At 64.4% G+C, this 1,130-nt stretch carries 2 tRNA genes and 1 pseudogene; all 3 read right to left on the reverse strand.

Going from position 1 to position 1,130, the window contains the following annotated elements:
• Positions 1-558: pseudogene (locus EN742_RS35620) on the reverse strand (slipin family protein); the annotation flags it as partial.
• Between the two features lie 350 nt (positions 559-908).
• A tRNA-Arg gene (locus tag EN742_RS35625) sits at positions 909-984 on the reverse strand.
• A gap of 2 nt (positions 985-986) precedes the next feature.
• Positions 987-1,060: transfer RNA gene (locus EN742_RS35630), tRNA-OTHER, on the reverse strand.
• Between the last annotated feature and the right edge of the window lie 70 nt (positions 1,061-1,130).

A 1,130-nucleotide genomic window follows, 5' to 3' on the forward strand; every position in this document is an offset into this window, starting at 1 on the left:
CATCTGCACCATGCGCCCGACGTTCCAGAAGCCGTGCACGCCGGCGGCAAGCGTCCGCGCCAGCGCCCCGTCGACGAACAGCAGTCCGGCCTGACCGTCGACCACCGGGTGAACGGACATCAGTTCCGTCTTGCGGGCCTGGCCGAGCCGGCGCATGAGAGCCGGATCGATCGCAAGATCGGCCGACGTGTCGACCAGCGTTACCTTCCACGGGCCGGCATCCGTCCACAGCACGAGCTTGCGATCCGGCGCCAGGACGGCATGGAGGTTGCCGTCACGCTCGATGACGGCGACATCCGTACGCCCGGTGCGAACGACGGTGAAATGACGCGCGGCCACCTCCGGGAGCTTGTCGAACAGCGCCTTCTCGTAGGCCGAAACGAATTCCGGGTTCTTCAGATCGTGCCGGGACACTTCAAGGCGCCCGCGCCGGTTGGCAAGCCAATGCTCGCCCGGCATCAGGACAGCCTTGATCTCCCCCTTGTAGAGGGTGACGGCCCGTTCGTTTTCCTTAACAAGGACGCGCTCGCGCCCAAGAACCTTGTCGAGAATGGTCATTGTCTTCACTCCTGTCGGGCATGGCCCCATGCGAGGCGTCAACTCATGCGTCGATCATCCTTTTCGTTTCTCGGTTCCTTTCCCGGCACGAATGATCCGGAGACCGGTGGCATCGCCAGGCAGCGGGCCGTCGGGAGCGGATCGCGAGACAGCGAAGCGGGCGCCGGAGGCCTTGGCCTCCCTTGCCGGCGACACTGCGCCTTGATCGTCACCGCGGGCCTGGCCGCGAGCCGATGGCGTCGGACCTTTCGATGCGGCCTTGGCCGAGGCCTAGGCCGTCCGTCAGGTCTTTCGCATTCCGGTCCCCGGACCGATTTTTCCGAATAACACCGTGACAGGGTGGCTTGGCTTGGAAGGCCAATGGAGAAGGATTCGAACCTTCGACCGTCAGATTCGCGATCTGATGCTCTACCCAACTGAGCTATCCGTGGTGCAGACAGCAGGATTCGAACCTGCGACCTCCGGACCCAAATCCGGTGCTCTCCCCCTGAGCTACATCCGCGATCCCAACCTCCGAAACGGCGCCGTACACAGGGCGGCAGAGCCGCCCTGTGTACGGCGCCGTTTCGGAG

The sequence above is a fragment of the Mesorhizobium sp. M4A.F.Ca.ET.020.02.1.1 genome (genome assembly GCF_004022645.1).
GTDB lineage: Bacteria > Pseudomonadota > Alphaproteobacteria > Rhizobiales > Rhizobiaceae > Mesorhizobium.